This is a genomic window from Pseudodesulfovibrio cashew, assembly GCF_009762795.1.
In the GTDB taxonomy this organism is placed as follows: domain Bacteria; phylum Desulfobacterota; class Desulfovibrionia; order Desulfovibrionales; family Desulfovibrionaceae; genus Pseudodesulfovibrio; species Pseudodesulfovibrio cashew.
The window spans coordinates 521,683-542,728 of the sequence record NZ_CP046400.1 but is presented as its reverse complement, the minus strand read 5'-3'; the positions used below and the strand labels follow the sequence as shown (position 1 = coordinate 542,728).

Below are 21,046 nucleotides of genomic sequence, written 5' to 3'. Positions count from 1 at the left end.
GATTGAAACGCCGTGTAACACGTAGTTATGCCACGAATTGCCCTGTCGCCCCCTGCACGGGGGCGTGGATTGAAACGCCGTGTAACACGTAGTTATGCCACGAATTGCCCTGTCGCCCCCTGCACGGGGGCGTGGATTGAAACAGCCGCATAGGCAAGACCTCCAGTAACCACCGCCGGTCGCCCCCTGCACGGGGGCGTGGATTGAAACTCGAAGTACATCGTCACCGGCCAGCGCCAGGGGTGTCGCCCCCTGCACGGGGGCGTGGATTGAAACGCTCAACGTCTGCACATCATCCGCACCCTGACCAGTCGCCCCCTGCACGGGGGCGTGGATTGAAACGATATCCGGTGCGCTGGCCCGGCCTGCTTCGGCGTGTCGCCCCCTGCACGGGGGCGTGGATTGAAACTGGGCAAAAAGGCGACCCCGGTTGCCCGCGTCCCGGTCGCCCCCTGCACGGGGGCGTGGATTGAAACAAGCTCGTCGTCGCGCCTTTGGCTTACCCCGCCCGTCGCCCCCTGCACGGGGGCGTGGATTGAAACAAGCTCGACCTCCGAAACGTCGCTCTTGAAAAGGTGTCGCCCCCTGCACGGGGGCGTGGATTGAAACCTGAACGTGTTGGCGCGATGTCCGCTCCGCGTCTTGTCGCCCCCTGCACGGGGGCGTGGATTGAAACTTTCTCGTCCCCCGGCGGTGCCGGTAGTGACCGAGTCGCCCCCTGCACGGGGGCGTGGATTGAAACCGGTAAAAAGGCGCGGAACGTCCGTATATCTCCGCGTCGCCCCCTGCACGGGGGCGTGGATTGAAACAAGTTGTAAAAGTGATCTACGTACCCCTTAAAATGTCGCCCCCTGCACGGGGGCGTGGATTGAAACACGGAACGGGCGCGGACCTCGTAGGTGTACCCGTGTCGCCCCCTGCACGGGGGCGTGGATTGAAACTGTTTGACAATCTGATCAGCCACTAACACCACCCGTCGCCCCCTGCACGGGGGCGTGGATTGAAACATATTGTCCTCAACCCGCGTAATCCGTTTGTCGAGTCGCCCCCTGCACGGGGCGTGAATTGAAATGGCAGACACATCTGCCAAGAGAGGTCGGACCTAGGTCGCCCCCTTCTCAAGGGCATATAATTTAGCAAGTTGCTCTTTTTACTTGGAAGATGGGAATGCTATGTGTGAGTAACTTTGTGAGTAGTTCTTGAAGAGTTGTGTGTGTATTTACTAACATACTAGCTGGTTAAAGATTTGATTCACGTCCCTCCCCTGTACCAGAGTGAAATCAGGACGTTAGATTGCATCTTTAGATGATCTGACGTCCTGTTTTTTTTATGGATGATATACAAAGCGCCATGGCAATGTGGCGACGTTGTTGCAAGACATTGCGTTAGCGAGAGATCGTCGATTGAGACATCGTATGTCTGGATGGCTTGAGTGACATGGTTGAATGTCACCCAAGCCCTGCTTTTGGGGAGACGAAGAATGCCAGGGCAATCAATCCGGGTCCGGCCAAGGGGCCTTGGATCGTAGGCTTTCCAGTCGTAATGTAGACCGAAGGGCCTCCAGGGAATCAGATGTCATGTCCGTGTGTTCTGTGGGCTCCGAATCTGCCGGTTCCCAGTAGCAAACATGGGAGTATAAGGTTTTTCTCAAGAATCCGGCTCTTGATGGTTGGACAGGGATGTCTTTGATGCCCTGCCCAAGGCTGTCGGCCAAGGCTCCGCCGATGACATCGCCGAGTATAAGGCTGTGATAGGGGAAGAAAAGATTGGTCCAGCGAGTCGATGCGAACAACGCACCGTGATGCGGGATTCGCAGGCTCAGATGAGGATCCGTGTAGTGTTCCAGATAGTGGGTCTGTTCTGTCGGCATTGGTGGACATGAAGGATATTCAAGCTCTTGCTTGCGCTCAAGAAATTCAGCTGGCGTCTTGGCCAGGAGCAATGCCGAATGCGCTAATGGTGAGCCAAGCGTTATGAAGTCGGTAACAAGCCACGGTATGCCTGCATCGCGGTGCTCCCGCCATAATTTATGTTGTTCCTGCTGAAACGTTTCTATCTCATCGCGTGTAATGGGTGTGGTCGCCGTTTGAATCGGATGAACTGTATCATCAAAGTGCTTGGCTACGGGCTGCTTTATCGCCTTTGGTGGAGAAGGTTTCCTCTTCTCAACCCACAGATGGCGTAGAATGTCATAGCCGATGACGGACCCGAGGCTATGCCCGACAACGATTATCCTGCAGTATCTTCCTGAGTCATGGAGGGAGCGAAGCAGCTTGATGCCTTCGGCTCTGATCTTGTTGCGCTCCTCTATGTTGTCAGGGCTTGGTGTCAGGTAACGAGCGGCGTCCGCAACATATCCCAGCATGAACCTGCTGATAAGAACCTGTACAATGAGAATGCCCGCGGAAACGTATAGTTGTTCGGTTTTATACAGGCTTATGAGACGGTTCGGAAGCGATTGGCCTGTCTGGTCGATCAGGCCCCAAAGAAGTATGGCGAAAGCCAGCAGTAAGCCGGCGTACGTAACGAAGTAAATCGGGCGCAGCCCCTTGGGCACTTTCCCAATGGGGCGAATCAACAAGCTGCAAAGCCAGGTTACAACACCAGACAGCTTGGAGTTCCGCATGTGATGGGCCCAATAGTATTCGTAGAAATCCGTGATGGGGCGAGTTCTGCTCCCTGGGGCTTGCAAGCATCGAAGTTCAAAGGATTCGGCCATTTGATCCGGCTTGCTGCGGTATTTCCTGTCCGAGCTGTCCTCTGGCTCAGGTAGGATTGCATCCACGAAACCTCTCAGTGTTTCAAGTGGGCGCTGCTCCCCGATCCCGTGTATCACTACGACTGCCTGCTTGTATCTCATAAGGCATCCATCGCTGTAGAGGGTTGGCGGGATATGTCGGCAAGTCAATTGACCTGCCCCAGTTACGATTCCGGCCTATGCTAGTCTGCTCCCTTCCTGCCAAGGTTGTCCAGCCCCGCACTGCCCCGCTGTCTCTTCAACTGAATCCGTGGCGTTCTGTTGGATCGATCCCAAAGATGCTTCATGGCGGAGGGCATGTCCTGGTGCAGCTATTCGTCGAAGTACAGCCCTTCGTTGACGCCGAAGATGTCCTTGAGCCGCCCCACGGCCTTTCCCGACGTCATCATGACCAGATAGTCGCCCGGCTGTACGACCTCGGTGGACGGGGGCAGCTTTACGAGTTCGCGGCCGTCGTCGATGGGGTGGCTGAGGGCGATGCACAGGACGTTGTGCTTCTCCCGCAGGTCGTTGAAGGTCTCCCCGTACGTATGGTGTGCATATCGGCAGGATTCGGTGATGTAGTATTGCTGGATGTCGTAATCGTTGTCACCGGTTGCCGAGGCGAGCAGGTCCTCGTTGAAACGGGCCACGCTGGGCTCGAAAATGTAGCTGGCCACGATCTTGGACGCCACCTCGTTGCGGGAGATGGTGAAGTGAACCCCTGCGCTTTCGAAGGTTTCCTTGAGCTCGGCGTTGTCCAGCGTGACAACGAAGGAGAGGTCGGGGTAGACCTTTTTGGCGTTGAGGATGAACACCAGGTTTCGGGTGTCGTCCCCCAGGCAGGGCATCAGCGAGGCGGCCTGGGCCGCATTGGCCCTGCTCAGGCAGTCCCGGCAGTTGAAGTCGGAAAAAGTGGCGAACACGCTGTCACGCTTGAAATGATCCCTGATTATGTCGATGTGGCTCTTTTCGTCAACGATGACGCATGCTTTCTTTCCGGCATTGACCAACTGCGTCACGACCCCTTCGGAGAAGTCGTTCCAGCCGACGATGATGACATGCTTGGTGAAATCCGTTCCGTCCAATCCCATCTTGTGCCTCTCCGCTAAAGCCTGAAAGTGTTCGGTGAGTTTGCCGACAAAATAACCGAGTACCCCGAGACTGGCGAAGACCATGGTCGAGGAGACGACCTTGCCCATGACGGTCGTGGGGTAGTAGTCGCCGTATCCGACTGTGGTCAGTGTGACCAGGGAGTACCAGAAGGCGTCGAACAGCGTCTTGATGTTGGCGTTGCCCGCCGACGATTCGAAAAAATAGATGAGGAAGATCGTGGCCATGTAGCCCGCGAGTACCAGCGCGATGAAGGACTGCCGCAATCTCATGCCGCGCCCTTTCCCCGACGGGACGGTACTGCCATCTGATGTGACATAACTGTAGGAATGAGTCTGTTCATGCAAGTTGTCCCGTTTGGGTTTCTCTCACACCGATATTAGCCATGCCTATGCCACAGGTGAAGACAACGATACAAGCCCCCTGTTAACACTGGATTAATATTTGTTGACCAACTGTTGGTTTTTGTTAATGGTATTTTTATTCTTGCGAAGAATGGTGTGCGTCCTTGAGTTGAGTTGCCAGCGGCCCTTTATCCAATCCTGATTCGTGCGATATCATGACTGAGTTTCTGCGGCGTTTTCTTGCCTTGTGCCTATTGTTGTGCGGCGGCGCATTATTCCTCTGGCCCGGGGACAAGGTCCTCGTTGTCCGTGTTGCCGATTTCCAGCGGAGCTATGCAGATTATCAGAAATGGGAAGGAGACAAGGCGTTCGGATTGGAGGTGTTCAAGTTCTCCAGCACCGAGGGCAGGCGGCAGGAAGTTTCCGGGCAGGCCTGGGAAAAATTGGCGAAACGTCTTGAGAACCCCGACGGGGACCCTGATCTGGCCGCACGGCGGTTCGGCTACTTTCGAAACCAATTCGCCTTTGCCGGGGACGAAGCGCCTTTCAATTCCCTGGATGGCTACCCGCTATCCGGGTATATCTGCATAGATGAAGGCCGTCATTGGCTTTTCCTGCAAAACGATTATCCTCAAGAGTTCACCGATCTCCCGTACCCCTACTGGCGCCCCTACCGCTGGTATGGCCTAGCTCTGGCCATGGCCGGATTGCTGGTGTATTTTCTGATCCCCAAAAGAAAGTGGGGGCCGGAGGACATCCGCTATCCCCAGGGCAATTCCGTCATCGCGCCCGACCTGATGGGGCTTATGCTCACGCCCGTGATGGGGTTGCTGCCCTTGCTCGTGGTCTGGTCCAACTCTCCCGGCACCTCGGTTTTTTCGATCGACAAGGGCTGGATATGGCTGACCGGGGCCATGTGGTTGATGGCGGCCTGCGGCATCGCCCTGCTGATCGTGGGGCTCAGGTACAGCCAGTTGGCGTACCGCATCGGCGAAGACGGGCTCCATGAGTTCTCCTGGACCGGGAGCAGGGTCTTCCCCTGGGGCTCCATCGACTATTTCCAGTCGTACGAATCCAAGACATCGTCGCGGCTTGGTACGCTGCTTTTGTTCTTCGGGGGATCGCTGAGCTCCGCCGGGCTCGGCATGACCATGCGGCACAATAACGAGGTCGGGATCAAGCTGTACCGGGAGAACGGCGAGGTCATGAAGATAATGGAGAATTCGTTGGCGCGGTTCGGGGACATTGAAGCCGCTCTCAAGGCCAACGGAGTGAAACGGAAACGGAAACAGAAACAATAATTTTCGGGGTTGCCATGCGGGGAATCGGCAGTATTCGTTCAATCATCTTTTTCTTCTTTTTCCTTTGCGCCGCCGTTCCCGGCAATGCGCTGGCCGATGACCTGGACTGGGGGGACTTCGTCATCGATCTCTCCGACAAGTGGACCGCGCAGCCGGTGGACGCCGACTCGCCGGACAGCCGGTTGTTCACGACCAGCCAGGACGGGCTCTCCGCCTTCATGCAGGTGGACAAGGAGCGCATGCCCGAAATGTCCGAGGACGAGTACTACGAGTGGCTCGCCCGGTACGAGCAGCGTTGGAAGTCCGCCGGTTTCAAGAATCCGAAATTTTTTTCCTCTGGCCCGAACACGGTGCTCGGCGTGCCCAACTGCCCCTATGCCGTAGGCGAAAACCGGGGACTGCTGGTCTACAACTTCCTGCCCTATCGTGACGGCCGGGTGCGGCTCGTCATGGGCGGCGTGGATGCCTCCTACGGCAAGGAGACCCCGCCCGGCTTCATCGTCGAGGCTCTGTCCGGGGTGCGCATGAAGAGCGACCCCGTGGCCACCGCCAAAAAGGAGCCCGAGGGCGACGGCGGACTCGGCGGGTTCGTGTCCGGCCTGTTCAATGACGCGGAGAAAACCGTCGATGCCGTCATGAGTTCCGACGAGGTGCAGTCCGCCCGCTCCGGGGCCGGTGAACTCTGGGATACGACCAAACGGAAGACCACCGAGGTCATGAACTCGGAGGAAGTGCAGTCCGCAAAGCAGGGCGCACAGGACCTCTGGGAAAAGGGTAAGCGGAAGACGGCGGAGATGGTTGGCGGCAGCGCTGCCATGCCTTCAGAAGAGGAGGCGGAAGACGGAGCGGACCTGGCCGAAAACGGGGCTGCGAGTCAGGCTGATGCCGGGGCCGTGTCCGAACCTGTCCAGTCTCCTGCTTCTGAGACTCCGGTGCCCATGCCGAGCCTGCAGGAGGTCATGGCCAAGGTGCCGCCGGTCAAGGCCGCGCCGTTTATCGACCTCAACGAGATCACCGCCGCCCAGTGGGACGGGGCGGTCACGGCGGCCATGGAGGGCATGCGCCTCATTTATGGCGACATGAACGCCAAGGACGAGGCCAAGTTCCAGGAAACCTGGGGCGTTCTGCGCCAGTACCCCCATCAGGATGTGGTGGATTACCTCAACAAGTTCAACCCGCTGCTGGCCGAGCTCCTGTCGCTTCGGACCACCGTCAACACCACCGCCGCGCTGCTCGAGCAGGCGATGGTCCACGCCTACTGGGCGGCCGAGATCGACGACCCGTTCCAGGTGGCGCAGTACACCTCGCTGGGCGAGCAGTACCGCAACCTGCTGGTGGCGCAGCAGAAGCGCATGGACGCGGTGATCAAGAAGCTGGTGGACCTGGGCGACGTGCCGGACGGCGCCGCCCTGATGCTCAAGAACCAGCAGGAGTACATGAACCAGCTCAACTACCTGCGTCGCCTCCGCGCCAAGCGGAGCGACCCCGAAGGGGAGTGGATCGGGTACATGCACTACCCCAAGGGCGTGCCCTTCTTGGAGGGAGCCAAGTACGAGCCCATATATTTTTATGTCTACGCTACGGGCGAGCCCAAGAAGTATTACGGCTTCATGCTCGATGCAGGAGACTATGAAGAAAAGGAATTCGATTCCATAGACATTTTGCCCATGGAAGAAATGGGACTGGCCGAGCATTTCAAGGGCGACAGTTTCAATTTTTCCTACAGTGACGAGGGCGAACGATTCACCATAACCGCCAAGCGTTACACCGACGGGGACATGCCGGTCTATCCCCAGGCGTCTCCCGATGTTTACCTGAAGGCCCTGAAGATCAGCGAGGCGGAGCGGGAGCGCATCCTTAACGATGATCGCAAGGATGGCTTTGAATCCATCGCCGCAGTAGCGGTTGATAGCATGACCAAGTCCGCCGTGCAGGATCAGTTGCGTCACTTCCGCCTGCGCTCGGCGTTTCACAGGGCGTGCGTGGAGTTCGAGAAGGACCCAGACTACAAGAAGGGCGATGTGGTCCAGGCCGCAAACCTTTTCGACAACCTGGTGGCCGGGCATGAGGTCGAGAGGGTTCCGCTGCCGTCCAAGAAAAAGCAGCCGGAAGCGGCCGTAGCCGTTACGACCCACACCGCCGACGGCAAGGTCAAGCTGAACATGGTCGATGACAAGACTCCGGAGGAGCGCCGGAAGGTCGATTGGGAGGCCATCGAAGAGCGCCAGGCGAACATCGCCATCTGGACCAAGATCATGGAGTGCACGGAAAAGGAGATGCAGGAGACCGAGGACCCGGCGAGGAAGGCGGATCTGATGCGGACCGTGCTCGGCCAGCGGGCCGACATCCAGGCCGAACAGGACCGCATCGCCACGCTGAAGACCGGGACCATCGTGCACACCCGCTCCGAGTGGGACAACTACGCCCAGGCCCAGTTCATCCAGAAGATAGCCGAGGACCAGCAGCGATACGACAAGATCACGCTCTCCCTGCGCCGCGCCCAGAAGATGGCCGACAACCTGCCGCCCGAAAAGGCGGACGAGGTCCGGCGCATCCTCAAGATCGGCTACGAGAACCCGGAGGTGCTCGGCAACGGCAACACCAAGCAGGCGTCCAAGGTGCTCGGCATGGTCTATCAGGTGGCCAACGAACACTGGAACAAGGAGCTCGCTCAGGCCAATTCCGACGCCTACTGGGCCAATGTCGGCCTCAAGACGGCGGAGTACACCAAGACCGCCGCCGACTATTCGCTCATGGTCGCGTCCCTGTACGGCGGCCCCCACGTCAACACGGTCTATCAGGGCATCACCGGCTATATCGAGGGTGGCCCCAAGGAGTCCTTCCTTCGTCTGGCGGGTTCGTACAACAAACTCACCGGCGTGCTTGTGGACGGCTACCGCGGCATGGACCAGGCCGTGAAGCAGGGCGGCGGTTATCTCGAGATCATGCACTACGCCAGTTGGGAGATCGCCAAGGGCATGTTCATGGACATGGCCATGTCCGGAATCGCAGGGCGGATTCACGCGGGCAAGACGGGGGACGTTCCGGGCGGCAGCACCCGCACCGGCGAGGTCGGCTCCGCGCCCAAGACCGCCAAGGCGGGCGACGCCCCGGACGTGGGCATGGTCAAGGCCAAGGCAAAGGCCAAGGGCGTGCCTGACGACGGGTTCAACCGCGCCATCAACGACGCGGACATGAAGCAGTACCGCCAGGAGGTGGCCGACGCCCGCGTCAAGGTCAAATCGTACAAGAAGAAATTCCAGGAGCTGGAGCGCGCCCGGCAGGAGGGCGCCGCGCCCGAGAAGATCAAGAAGCTGGAGACCGAGCTGGAGGACCGTGCGTCGGCCATCCACGAGTCGGCCCCGGCCAAGATGATGATGAAGACCCACGAGCGAAACCCCAAGAACCGCAAGATGACCGAGTCCTTCGTGGACTCCATGGACCGGGTCCACTCCAAGACCCAGCAGCGGTTCGAGGAGCTCATGGCGGGGCAGGGTTACACCAAGGAGCAGATGGAGGCCATCCGCAACGCGGACAGCGGCAAGACCGTCAACACCGACTACGACAACGCCCGCAAGGTGCAGTACGGCCCCGACGGCAAGCCTCTCCCCCCCATGAAGAACGGCAAGCCCGTGGCCGAGGTGGTCTGGATGCAGGACGCCCAGCGCGCCTGGAACCAGGCCTACCGGGATACTACGGGTCGGAGCCCCGAGATGTCCTGGGAAACGGTGACCACCAGCAAGCACGCCGAAGCCTACGTGGACAAGAACGTCATCATGAAGCGCAGCGACGCCGAGATCGCCCAGGCCAGGGCCAAGGCGCTCAAGGAGGGCAAGCCCCTTCGGGAGACGGACAAGATCACCGGCATCGTGCACAATGTCGAGGCCCGGGGCGGCATCCTCGAGGCCAACAAGGCCTGGGCCGGACAGACCGCCGACGTCAACAAGTTCAAGGCGGACCACCTGCGCGGCTCCCCGGAGTTCGGCAAGGTTCAGAAGTACGTGGAGATATCACGCTCCACGTCCAAGGAGTGCAACAAACGGCTCATGCCGCTTCTGGATTCCAAGATGCCGCCGAAGTCGGACGTGAAGAACTACAACGCCTGGCTCAAGCACAAATACTACTGGACCAAGGTCAACAAGATCCTCGGCGACGTGGGAAGCGGCCGCATGGACCCCTCCGAGGGCGACCGCAAGCTGCGTCTGCTGACGGGCGGCAAGAGTTCGCTTGAAGTGACGCACGACCTGCGCACCTTCATGGAAGCGTTGATCAAGATGTAGCCGAGGGATTGTCATGACTCGTATCTCCGCATTGCTGCTGGCCTTGTGTGTCGTCTTGTCGGGGGCATTTCCCGCCCTGGCGGATGATCTCTCCATCATCGGAACCTGGGAGCGGGACGACGGACACAGCGTGTCCTTCCGCGAGGGAGACTCCGGGGAGATCGAAGGCGTGGTGGCCGACCCCGGCCCGGCGGCCGAGTTCGGCTTTTCCGCAGGGGAGGTCTCCTTCCGGATGCACCCCACCGCTGATCCCGATGTGTATCAGGGCGAGGCCAAGTGGCGGAGCATGGGCGGCGAGCCGGAATGGAAGCCGCAGACCATGACCGTGTCCGGCGACGCCATGACCGGCCTTGGCGCCTGGACCCGTCAGGGAGTGGGCGCTTCCCTGTTCTCCTCCGCGTCGAGCCTGTGGGGCGCTGCCAAGGCAAAGGCAAAGGACGCCATGGACTCGGAAGAGATGCAGTCCATGAAACAGGGAGCCGGAGAGCTCTGGGACGCCACCAAGGAAAAGTCCGCCGAGGTCATGGCGTCCGAAGAGATGCAGTCCGCCAAAAAGGAAGCGGGTGAGATGTGGGACGCGGCCCGGGAGAAATCCGCCGAGGTCATGGCCTCGGACGAGGTCGCGGCGGCCAAACGCACCGTTGCTGACTTGTACAACCGGGTCATGGCCTCCCTGTTCGGGGTGGACTCCGTGCAGCCCGCCGGGCCGGAGGACGGCATTCCCATCCCGGAGATCCCCTGCGAGCCGTTCAACGAAGTGAGCGAAGAGGGATATGGGTTCAATAACGTCCAGGAGCAGTATTTCGCCCGGGAATCCGTCTGGATCGGTTTTGACGGACCCGGCACTCCGTATGCGTGGTACGGCCTGTATCCGGCAGGGAAAGCGATCAAGGATGAATTCGTAGATTTTTCAGGGAAACTCCAGGGCAACCGCCTGGGGAGCCATTCCCACGGCATGTTCTCCCTCTCGGTCCCGGCCCGGCCTGGCTGTTATGAATTGATCATGACCGACTCCACGGCCAAGGACGCCAATGTCCTGGCCAGGATCTCGATCAAGGTGGTTCCCGATGAGGATACACCGGTTCCGGCCCTGTTCATCCCGAGGGCGGTGTTCGGGCCGGGCGAGTTCATCGCCGCCGAGGTTCCGGAGGAGACGGTAGATGCGTCCAAGGCGTTTGTGGCCCTGGTTCCGGCTGAAGCCGAGCACGGCCTGTTCGGCGTGGTCTCCCGCCTGCACAAGGGATACGTCATGGTCAAGGACGCCAAGGATGGCGTGCTCGGTTTTGGCGCGCCCAGGGAGCCTGGGAAATATTCCCTGCGTCTGTATTCCCATTGGGGCAACGACGGCCAGGAGCTGACCTCTTCGGACTTCGAGGTCCGCGAGGTGCAGTGGGGCGGCAAGCCTCTCATCGCACTGGATTCGGAGGCCTATGAATCGGGCAGGGCTTTTTCGGTGGTCTACAACGCCATGCCGGACTGGCCGGCCAAGGCGTGGATCGCGTTGGTCCCGGCCGATGTCCCCCACGGCAACTCCGGGGTCAACGACAAGCACGACATCGCTTATCTCAATTTGCGCCAGACAAAGACCGGCACATGGAAGGTCGTCGCGCCCAAGCAGCCCGGCAGGTACGAACTGCGCATGCTCGACGGCAACGGCTCCTCCAGCAAGGAAGTTTTCGTGGCCGGATTCGAGGTGGTGCTCCCCTCCGGCTATGCGGACCGCGAGCCGTCCATGAAGATCATGTCCGCCGAGGCCAGGGCATTCGGTTCCATGGAGGTGGAATACGTTTCGCGCAAGGACTGGTCGTCCAAGTCCTGGATCGGGTTCGTGCGCAAGGGCACGCCCGCCGACGGCAACGCTGCCTACAAGGCGGCGTTGGCCCGCAAGAGCCTGATGTACGCCGACGAGGGCGTGTTCGACTTCGGCCTTCCCGCCGACCCCGGCCCTTATGAACTGCGCATGTACGGCGGCGCGGACGCCAATCAGGTGATGATCACCCTCCCGGTGGAGGTCCTGCCAGCCCTTGCGGAGGGGCAGGGGGATGCCGAAGCGGAAGCCGAGGCACAGGCCCTGCTGGATTCCCTGCCGGAATACGACGAATTCGAGATTACGGACGAGCAGTTCGAGCAGTTTTTCCATGTCCCCGAGATTCCGGTGGTGGATATCGAGCCGGGAGACGGGGGCGAGGCCTTGGGCAATTGCTCCCAGTGCGGCAAGACCGCCCAGCTTCGGGAGGAGTTCCTCGACCTGCTCAGGCAGTACTATCCCGACCAGGCCGTCTATCTCCATGCCGACGTCACCGATGCCACGCCGCCCATGCTGCGGACCGTGGCCCATCAGGTGGACAGCGAATGCATAGACCGGGAAATCGAGATCATGACCAAGCTCGACCTGACCCTGGGGCGGGACAACCAGTTCGCCCAGGCGCTGACCAACATGGCCATGACTTTTGCCACCAAGTGGAAGCTGCCGATCAAGTCCGGCGAAAAGATCAACCAGGCCATCAACATGGCCAACGATACCTATACCCACGGCGGGGCTGCCATCGCCGCCATGCAGAAGGGCGACTACACCGACGTGGTCCTCCAGTCCATGACCATGGTCATCAAGAACCTGATGACCGCCTGCGGCGACGCGGCCTGCTTCAACTCGGTCCGCAAGACCGCGGACGAGATGCTGCTCAAGTACGTGAAGAAACTGCCCGCCGGGAAAAAGGCCGAGTTCCTGAACAGGATGCGGGCGGCCATCGGCAGCGACCCGTTCATCAGGCGGCTGGAGGAAGCCCCGGACGCCATGAACGTGGGGCTCAACGTGGACACGGGCACTGCCGTGGTGGAAGGCGGCTCCGACTACAAGCGCGCCATCTGGACGCTGACCTCGTCGGCCATGCAGATGCATCCGGCCACGGCCACGGCGCTGGCCGTGGGCACCGCAGGATACGAAGGCATGGTCGCCATGCGCGATTTCATCGTGGACGACACCACCCGCAACCTCTACGCGGGGTACAAGGAGGCTTTCGACGGCGGCAAGGAGGGCGACGCGGTTTGGGCGGGCCTGAGCCGGGGATACGCCTTCCCTTATCACAAGGTGCGCGAACTGATGATCGCCAACCCGACGAACCCCATGGTGCGCAAGGCTTTGACCGAAGGACACCAAATTCGCTCACTTGCGACCGGCGGAGCTGCGCTCAAGGCCGAGCAGATCAGCGATGAGGAGATCGAGTCCTACCTCAAGATGCAGTTCGAGACCTGGCGTGAGAAGGAACGGAAAGGCAGCGATTTTTCCCGGTTTGCCAAAGAGATCAAAAAGGATTTCGAGACGTTGGATTGTCCGCTAGCCCTCTTCAACAAGTTGGAGGAGGCCCGCAAGCAGAAGTCGACCTACCAGCAGGGGAAGGAGGCCTTCACCAACTGGATGGAGGGAACCTGCAAGGACGGCAAGGCTTTTGCAGCCTATGCCCGGATGCGGCACGACATCGAGACTGACATGGCCAAGTGGAGCGGGGGCAAGGGGTGCAGCAAGGTCTCCCCTCGATACGAGTCGAAGAAGCTCGCCTGCGTGCTGTTGGAAAAAGGGCCGTCCGCCTATCGCAGGGGAATGAGCGAACTGGCGAAGAAGTGTGACTGGAAACCCAAGGTGGAGAGCTGGGCCGCGCTGCACTACAGCGGCAAGATCGCCAAACTGAATGCGGGTGAGAAAAAGTTCGTCAAGTTCATGGAGAAGATCGGGCGCACCGATCTGCTCAACTGCATGTGCCGGAACAGCAAAGGCATTGTCTCGGCACGGTTCCATCCCCAGCTCACCAAGGGGGAGAGCCCGTCCTGCGATCGCGGCAGCGGCGCATGCATCGGTGGCAATTTCGGCTGCGTGCGATTCAACATCAAAAGCTCGGCCATGAAGGCGTGCGGCGTGGCTCAGGCCATTGCCGACTACAAGAAAAAGAATCGGAAACGGTAAGACAACATCAATTGGGAGGAGTGCATGTCGTTGAAAGGGAAATTCGAAATCACGGCGTCGAAGACGGCCCAGGACGGGACTGTCTTCGAGATCCTGGAGCTGCAGGAGCTCAAGGGATATTGGAACACCTTTGCGGCGGAGCGGCTCTACTTCGCCAACAAGGCGGGGATGAAGGCCAAGGTGGTCAGAATCCGCCTGAACAATTCCAAGATTCGTCTCGAGCCGGGCGCGCTCTACTTCATGCAGGGCAACCTGGAGATGAAGACCAGCAGCGGCGGCGGGATGATGAAGGGCCTGCTGCGCAAGACGCTCACTGGCGAGACCTTTTTCGTCAACGAGATCAGCGGCACGGGCGACGTCTACCTGGAGCCGACCTTCGGCCACTACTTCCTGCACGAGATCGGCGGCCTTGAGGGCGGGGTCATCGTGGACAAGGGGTATTTCTTTGCGGGCAGCGGCGATCTCGACATCTCCATCGCCAAGCAGAAGAAGATCTCCGCCGGTTTCTTCGGGGGCAAGGGGTTCTTCCAGACCAAGATTTCCGGCATCGGCATTGCCGTGGTGCTTTCGCCCGTGCCGCTTGACGAGGTGGAGATCATGGACCTGAGCGGTGGAAAGCTCAGCGTGGACGGCACGTTCGCCTTCATGCGCTCCGAGAGTGTCGAGTTCGCGGTCCAGAAGTCGAGCAAGTCCTGGTTCTCCACGTCGGTTTCCGGCGAAGGGCTGCTGCACACCTACTCCGGTTCCGGCCGGGTGTGGGTTGCGCCGACCCAGTCCATCTATGAAATGCTGACCTACGTTCCCGCGGGTATGGGCGGCGCCGGAGGCCGCGGCGGTGGCGGCGGAGGCGGCGATGACGACGACGGCGACTACGATTACGACGACGGCGACGACGATTAGGCCGACCGGGCCGTTGTGGCCCCTGCTGTATGAAACCTCGGGAGGGTTCTGATGGATAACATATTGGGGATAGTCATTATCGTGGCCGTGCTGATTCTTTTCTTCAAATTCGGAGGAAAGAAAAAGACCATTAGGATTGGCGGCAAGAAACGCCGCGTGAAAAAAGGCCGCCGGGGCGGCGGTGGCGGCGGAAGTCGTGGTGCCCATCAGGATTACGATGATGATCTTGAAGACGACGGGTACGATGATGACGGCGGCAGCGATGACGACGACTAGACTGTAACGCAACGGCCGCGTCCCGTTCGGCAATGTGCGGGCGCGGCCTTTTTTCGGAGTTCTCATGAAACGCGTAGTGCTTACTCTCCTCATGCTGGTGCTTTTTGCGGCCCCGGCTTCGGCTTCGTCCCTTGAAGGAATATGGGACGACGTCCATCCGCTGCTTTCCAAGGCCGTGGCCGATCTGGAGGCGCGGGGAAACGTCCCGGACTCCTCCTGGAACCCGTTCAAGGAAGACAAGGAGAGCGTGGACGACGATATCAACGACCTGCTTAACGAGTGCATCGAGATCCTCGGTATCTCCGACATGGCCGAGACCAAGGCGGCCATCGCCGAGTTGCAGCAGGACTCCCTCAATTGCCGCAAGAAGGTGGCCGAGTTGCGCACCGAGCGTCTCGCTGCGCCTCAAAAGGTCGAGAAGTGGGAACTGTGGAAGAAGGACGTCACTTCCATTGATGAGGAAATCAAGGAGCTGGAAGGCCGGGAGAAGGACAACGCCAAGCGGGTCGAAGCACTGGTCGGCCAGCTCCTGGAAGAAATGCGCAAGCTCGGCATGCAGGTGGATCGCGAGCAGGTGGAGACTCTCGTCTACAGCGTGACGGGTGACGACGACGTGCAAATGGTCTCGGTGTTCAACAACGTCAAGACCATCACCACGGAGCTCCAGCGGCTGACCTCCCAGGCCGGGGAGGAGATCGAGATGGCCAAGCGCTATTACGGAATGCACACGCTGCTGCTCCGCATTCTGCTCAATCTCTACCAGCAGTACGAGCACAAGATCGACGAGGTCTACCTGGTCAGGATCGACGGCATCGTGGAGAAACAGGAAGCGCTCATGGACAAGACCGAAGACAGGATCTCAAACGAACCTGAAAAATTCCGCAAGATCTACCAGTCGAACCTCAAGGCCCAGAGGCTGACGCGGGACACGGCCCTGCTCTATGCCGACTACTTGAAAAAGAACCGGGCGCGCATTGTTTCCGCCAGGGAAAAGGTGGCGGATGAGTATGACGTGGCACTGAACACTTACGAGACTGTACAGGGCGCCCATAGCCTGATTTCTTTGATGAAGAACGCCAACGCCATGCTCGAGCGCATGTCGGGCCTGCAGACCCCCGAGCTGATGGTCTTTCAGAATCTCGAAATGAAAAATGAATTCAAGAAGTTATCAGAGAGATTGGCCGAGGGCTAAAGGCGGCATCAAGTCCCCCTAAGCTTCAGCGCTTCATAGATTCGGCCTAGTGCACTGCTGCACTCCCAAAGGGAGGTAAAGATCTTCGTCTTGTCAAAGGAGAAGAGGGAGAGGATAACCGTCCCCGTCCTGATCGCGGCATGCTTTATGTAATGCTTGGGTATTCCGGCCAAGAGTCGGAATTCGCCAGGGGCATTGCGAAGATCCCGGTTGGCTGCGCCCCGTCCGTTTTGAAATGACCTTTTCAGCAGCCACTTGCCGTTGACCTGGTAGTCCCGGATGATGTGACTGACGCAGGGACGCTCGCTGAAATGGCAGTTGTAACCATGCCCGTGCAGTCTTGTGCAGAACTCGGTTTCACTCCCCATGGCGTAACTTGATCCGCATGGGCCTATCGACTCGTCAAACCGGAATCCTCTCTCGAAGATTTCCCTTCTTACCGCCATGTTCGGACCAAGCACACTCGTGGGAGGGATGCTTCCTTCGGAGTGTTTGCCTGCGTTGAGACTGTAGGCGGTCGTCAATGGAATTGAGTCTACCATCCACAGAGGTGGTTCTTTTCTCCAGTCCGGCATGACCTTACCGGAGAAGATGGACACGTCTACCTCGGATTCCGCCACCTCCCGGTATTGAACCAGGAGGTCGGGGCAGGGTATGGCATCGTCGTCGGTAAGGATGACGAGATCGCCCTGCAGCGATTTTATTCCTGTGTTGAGAGCGGAGTTCTTTCCCGGTTTGGCTTCGTAAAGATAAGTGATCGGCAGGTCGTTTTCATAGGACTTGATGAGGCTTCTCGTTCCATCGGTGCTGGCGTTGTCCACGATTACGAGTTGCCAACCTTGCTCGGGGGGCATAACTTTTCTGTAGCCATCTAGGACTGCGGCCAGAGTCTGCTCGCCATTGTATGTTGCCATGAGCACGTCTATTTTCACTCGGTTCCTCCCGGAACAAGGATTTCTTTGCAATTTCTATTGGCGTTTCCCGGCAAGTCGGATTGGTCGCGTCAACCGGTTCTAGCTTTGACCTTTTGAGGCCAGGCCGTGCATCTCGCCAACTATGTGTGACAGTCTGGCGGCATGACGGATGTACTCTTTTCTTGAGAAGGGCCGTGCCAGATATTTTGCAGCAACATGAAATACATATTTCTTGTAGAGCCAAGTGGGGATGCCGAAGACCTTCCGGCCGGGATATGCGGCACCGCTGTGGATCGCTTTGTAATGCCCAAGAGCTCTTCGTCTGTCGCAGATGTGTTTCAGAGTCAGCTTGGTCTCCGGGACGAAATGTAAAATTTTGATGGTCGGCAGATAGATCCCTTCGTAGCCAGCCCGCATCAACCGCTCTATCAGTTCGCTTTCCTCGCCGATACGTGGATAGGTGAGGGAAGGGTTCTGCCCAAGGTTGTTGTTGAATCCCCCCATGGCTAAGCAGGCTTCTTTCGAAAGCGCCCAGTTGGCTCCGAGAAACAGGTTCTTCCGGTCGATACTCTTCTGTTGCGTTCCGAGATCAAGCCCTTTGACCGATCCCGGCGCATAGTTGAGCAATTCCCGGTCGAAATCATGGGTTTCAAACTCGCTTTCTATCGGCCCTCCCCAGAAGCGTTGTGCGGATTCGTCCTGGCTGAAGGCTTTCCAATACTCTTCCAGCCAGTGTGGGGGGACGACGACGTCATCGTCGGTCAGCACTATCAGGCGACCATTACAATGCTGTAGTCCTGCGTTTTTGGCATAGCTCACGCCCTGGCGCGGTTCAAGCACGGTAACCACGTTCTTGTGCCCTTCGTAGGACTGGAGAATTGAGGCCGTCTCGTCAGTCGAGTTGTTATTCACCACGACAATTTCGAAACCCGCCGTTGTGTCGTTGGCCAGAATCGAATCAAGAGTCCGGCGTAGGAGTCGGCAGTTGTTCCAGGTGCAAACCAAGACAGAGATATCCATTATAATTGCCTTTTCTTGATGAAAGAACGGTAGATTGTTTTCGTGTCCTTATAGAACAGAGTCAAAAAGGCGATTCCGTACACTGCGGCCCCGGACAGCACTTTGAAAGCAAGATTCATGGGACTCAGATCGCCCGGATCAACGTAATGCAAATATAAGAGCATAATCAAGGAAGAGCAGACGGGCCCTCGAAAGGCCGAAAATAGCGAGTTGAGTTGTAACGGAAATTCCTTGACGATCATGCTCCAGAGCAGGAATTGCTCGCAAACCATGGGAATCATGACGGCATAGCTTGTTCCCACGATCCCGTACAACCGGGTCAGTGGGTAGATGAGCAGGCAAATGAAAATGAGTTTGTAGGTCTGGATTCGGTAGACGAGGTTGGGTTTGCCGATGGCAATGAACAGGGGCCCTGTTGTCGAGGCAACGGACCTGATCAGGCCGAAGACACATAATACTTTAAGCGGCAATATCGCTGGCGCCCACCTCTCTCCGTACAAAATGAGGATAATGTCGCTCGCGAGGAAGAACAGGCCGAAAGCAGCGGGGATGACGATGCTGCTTATGACCCGTAGGACTTTGAGGTAAGCGACAACCAGAAGGTCCAGGCTTCCCTGCAGTTTGCTGTATGCGGGCGTGATGATGTTCCCAAGAATGCTCGTGATGTGCGTTGAAGGGAGGTTGGCCAGCGTATACGCCTGGATATAATATCCGAGGGGTTCCATGCCGATGACTTTACCCACCGTGAAGTTATCGATTTCCGTGGTCAGGAATGTGGCTATGGAAATGCCCGTCATGTATTTGCCGAACTGAATGAGTTCTTTTGCAATGTTGAAATTGAAGTCGAATTTTTTTTCTATGGGGAAGAAGTAATACGACAGGAGCATGTTTATGAAGGAGCATATCACCTGTGCAATAACCAGAGACCAAAGGTCCGGCTTGATGTAGACCATAGTGATCGTAACGATAAATGATATGATGCTTGAAAATTGCGTGTAGATCGAAACGGTCTTGAAGTCGACTTCCCGTTTGGAGGTGATGATATTGATGTTTAAGGCACTGGAGAAGATGAACGTTATTGCCAGCACCTTGAGCATAGTTTCCAGAATGGGATCGCCGTAGAATTTGCTTATGAACGGGGAGAACAGATAGAAGACGCCATAAAGCAGCATTCCGCGCAGCAGCGTGAGAATAAAGGCCGTGCTTTTGGCGTCCTCTATGGACTCCTTGCGTTGGATGAGCGCCGTGTTCAGGCCTGTTTGCGTAAAAACGTTTGCGAGCCGCATGATCATAAAGGCGGTGGTCATGAGGCCAAAAACTTCGGGGAGCAACAGTCTTGCCAAGATGATGGATCGAACAAGAACCAGGGTGTTGACAACCACACTTCCAATGCCCAGCCATGCCGCTGAACGAAGGACTTTATCGCTAAGGCTGCCGTGAGAGGAGTTAAAGAAACCGTATAATCGCTTGAGGGTTTTCATTTATATTGCGCTCGTTGTGTTGGCTTGCCTAATGGGCGGACCGCGTTCGATTCTTCCAGCGGCATGCCAGCTAAAGCCTTACGGAACCGCGCCCTCCACTGAACGGACCGGTCTTGCTGAAACAAGGATGATTCCGCGGGATGCGTAAGTACATGCCCTTTCCGCCCTGGCTTTATTATGCTGCCCACGCCGCTAGGCTGTTTAGTCGAAGGAATAGCCGTTCGGATTTTTTGATTGCCAGTTCCAAGTGTCCAGGACCATTTGTCTTATACCGCACTGTGCTTCCCAGCCCAATTCCTTTTTTGCTTTGTCGGTCGAGGCGTAATTTGCGGCCACGTCTCCGGGACGGCGGCCGACAATCTCGTAGGGGACTTGGACGTTGTTGACCTCGGCAAAAGTGTTGACTAGTTCCAGTACACTGTATCCTCGACCCGTGCCCAGGTTGTGAACCATGAGGCCCGGAGAGGTTTCGAGTTTGCGCATGGCGGCTACGTGTCCTTTTGCTAAATCCACCACGTGAATGAAGTCCCTGACCCCTGTCCCGTCAGGGGTGTCGTAGTCGGCGCCGAAGATCCGAAGCCGCTCAAGGCGCCCGATGGCAACCTGCGCAATGTAGGGCATCAGGTTGTTGGGTATTCCTGCCGGGTCTTCTCCAATCAGTCCGGACGGATGTGCTGCCACCGGGTTGAAATAGCGTAGAATGGAAATGTTCCATGCGTTGTCAGTGGCCCATATGTCCTGAAGTATCTGTTCGATGAAGAGCTTGGTCCTGCCATAGGGGTTGAAGGAGTCCACGGGGGAATCCTCCTCAATGGGGAGCTGGTCGGGAAATCCGTAGACCGTTGCAGATGAACTGAACACCAGGTTTTTCCTGATGTCTTTGCCCATGGCTTTACACAGATTGATCAGACTGAGTAAGTTGTTTTCATAATATTTGAGTGGATTTTCAACGGACTCGCCGACAGCCTTGTGCCCGGCAAAGTGGATTACAGCATCAACGGTCTCGTTGGTGAAGAACTTCTTCACTGCTGGATAGTCGCAAAAGTCCAATTCGTGGACAGGAATCGTTTTCCCGGTGATTTGTGCTACCCGGTCCATGGCAATCGGAGAGCTGTTGACGAAATTGTCCGCGCAAACTACGTCATATCCCTCTTGAAGCAGTTCGACGCAGGTGTGGCTTCCTATGTAGCCCGCCCCTCCCGTGACAAGTACCTTCTTAATCTTCATGAATTCCTTTTCCATCTTAAGGGCCTGAATTGCGTTCGGCCGCGATTCCTGCTTGGGCTTGCGAGAAAACTTTGACCAAGCCTATACCTACCGCATATGTTTTCTTAGTGTCCACTGGTAATAATGTAAGCCTTGAGGCCATGCGTACGCTTTGCCTGGGGTGAAAACTGGGCGCGTTGCACCATGTATAACGTGGAGATGGTGTCACGGCTATTTCGTACCTGTAGCATGCAAGCCTTCCGATGAGATGGCGTTAATCTGTTTGCCTATCCGTAGTGGCGTACTGTATGTCCTGGCAAAATA

General features: G+C 57.8%; 12 protein-coding genes and 1 CRISPR repeat array (1 of these 13 cut by a window edge). Of the genes, 6 read left to right on the top strand and 6 right to left on the bottom strand.

Translation table 11 applies throughout. The annotated features are described in order from the left end of the window. Window positions 1-1,007: direct repeats of the CRISPR family, unit length 32 nt; unit sequence GTCGCCCCCTGCACGGGGGCGTGGATTGAAAC (it extends 3,073 nt beyond the left edge of the window). Window positions 1,008-1,492: 485 nt separating this feature from the next. Together GM415_RS02380 and GM415_RS02375 are read right to left on the bottom strand one after the other, a co-directional pair. Beyond that, on the bottom strand, window positions 1,493-2,860 hold the full coding sequence (locus tag GM415_RS02380; protein WP_158946241.1) for a hypothetical protein: 1,368 nt from the start codon (window positions 2,858-2,860) through the stop codon (window positions 1,493-1,495). Between the two features lie 209 nt (window positions 2,861-3,069). Further along, window positions 3,070-4,122: a potassium channel family protein gene (locus tag GM415_RS02375; protein WP_158946240.1), complete on the bottom strand. Its 1,053-nt coding sequence runs from the start codon at window positions 4,120-4,122 to the stop codon at window positions 3,070-3,072. 287 nt (window positions 4,123-4,409) lie between these two features. On the opposite strand from GM415_RS02375, the gene GM415_RS02370 reads away from it, so the two are divergent. The 6 genes from GM415_RS02370 to GM415_RS02345 all read left to right on the top strand — a co-directional run bounded on the left by GM415_RS02370 (window position 4,410) and on the right by GM415_RS02345 (window position 16,101). Next, the gene (locus GM415_RS02370) at window positions 4,410-5,495 is read left to right on the top strand and encodes a hypothetical protein (protein ID WP_158946239.1); all 1,086 of its coding nucleotides are present in this window, start codon (window positions 4,410-4,412) and stop codon (window positions 5,493-5,495) included. A 14-nt stretch (window positions 5,496-5,509) separates the two neighbouring features. After that, the gene (locus tag GM415_RS02365) at window positions 5,510-9,775 is read left to right on the top strand and encodes a hypothetical protein (protein WP_158946238.1); all 4,266 of its coding nucleotides are present in this window, start codon (window positions 5,510-5,512) and stop codon (window positions 9,773-9,775) included. A gap of 13 nt (window positions 9,776-9,788) precedes the next feature. Further along, window positions 9,789-13,733, top strand: coding sequence for a hypothetical protein (locus GM415_RS02360; protein ID WP_158946237.1), 3,945 nt, complete (start codon window positions 9,789-9,791; stop codon window positions 13,731-13,733). Between the two features lie 24 nt (window positions 13,734-13,757). Then, window positions 13,758-14,633, top strand: coding sequence for an AIM24 family protein (locus GM415_RS02355; RefSeq protein ID WP_158946236.1), 876 nt, complete (start codon window positions 13,758-13,760; stop codon window positions 14,631-14,633). Window positions 14,634-14,684: 51 nt separating this feature from the next. Beyond that, window positions 14,685-14,909: a hypothetical protein gene (locus tag GM415_RS02350; protein WP_158946235.1), complete on the top strand. Its 225-nt coding sequence runs from the start codon at window positions 14,685-14,687 to the stop codon at window positions 14,907-14,909. 64 nt (window positions 14,910-14,973) lie between these two features. Continuing rightward, window positions 14,974-16,101: a hypothetical protein gene (locus tag GM415_RS02345; RefSeq protein ID WP_158946234.1), complete on the top strand. Its 1,128-nt coding sequence runs from the start codon at window positions 14,974-14,976 to the stop codon at window positions 16,099-16,101. 8 nt (window positions 16,102-16,109) lie between these two features. Here GM415_RS02345 and GM415_RS02340 read toward each other — a convergent pair whose 3' ends face one another. The 4 genes from GM415_RS02340 to galE all read right to left on the bottom strand — a co-directional run bounded on the left by GM415_RS02340 (window position 16,110) and on the right by galE (window position 20,743). Continuing rightward, window positions 16,110-17,033 carry a glycosyltransferase family 2 protein gene (locus GM415_RS02340; protein WP_158946233.1) on the bottom strand — a complete coding sequence of 308 codons (924 nt, stop codon included), beginning with the start codon at window positions 17,031-17,033 and terminating at the stop codon, window positions 16,110-16,112. An 81-nt stretch (window positions 17,034-17,114) separates the two neighbouring features. After that, on the bottom strand, window positions 17,115-18,035 hold the full coding sequence (locus GM415_RS02335) for a glycosyltransferase family 2 protein (RefSeq protein WP_158946232.1): 921 nt from the start codon (window positions 18,033-18,035) through the stop codon (window positions 17,115-17,117). Further along, entirely contained in the window at window positions 18,035-19,516 is a 1,482-nt protein-coding gene (locus tag GM415_RS02330; protein WP_158946231.1) for an oligosaccharide flippase family protein, read from the bottom strand. The genes GM415_RS02335 and GM415_RS02330 overlap by 1 nt, the downstream gene beginning before the upstream one ends. A 201-nt stretch (window positions 19,517-19,717) precedes the next feature. Beyond that, on the bottom strand, window positions 19,718-20,743 hold the full coding sequence (gene galE, locus GM415_RS02325; RefSeq protein ID WP_158946230.1) for a UDP-glucose 4-epimerase GalE: 1,026 nt from the start codon (window positions 20,741-20,743) through the stop codon (window positions 19,718-19,720). Window positions 20,744-21,046: the final 303 nt, after the last annotated feature.